Raw genomic sequence first — 371 nt, 5'->3', positions numbered from 1 at the left:
AAATCAAACGACACGCTGTCATTGGTTGGGTCACCATCAAATTCCATATTATCATCACATAACTGGTATAGTATAGGTTCCATATCGCTATTGGCCAGTGCGTCTTCGTGTACTTGTAAATCGAAGGTTAAGGCTGTTGTTAAACATCCGGTTACGGTATTGGTAATGTTGACATAGATGGTTTGTGGGTTGCTGGTATTGGTGTATAGCCCGCCTGGGGTTAAATCATTCATTCCTGCATCGGCCTCGGCTTGTGTTTCATGGTAGGTTACCGTGAAAATTGCGGGGTCTTGTCCGTTTAATATGGCAGGGGTCATGGTTGTAAAGTCAAAGCTTTCGTATACGCCATCGGTGTTTAACTCACAGTGGGT

General features: G+C 44.2%; 1 protein-coding gene. It reads right to left on the bottom strand.

Features of this window, described 5'->3' with window-relative positions; all coding sequences use genetic code 11:
• On the bottom strand, positions 1 to 371 hold a 371-nt coding region (locus ACVC08_RS00140), incomplete at both ends, for a hypothetical protein (RefSeq protein ID WP_452600494.1).

This window comes from Pontimicrobium sp. MEBiC06410 (assembly GCF_053601615.1).
This window is presented reverse-complemented; position numbering and strand designations above follow the sequence as displayed.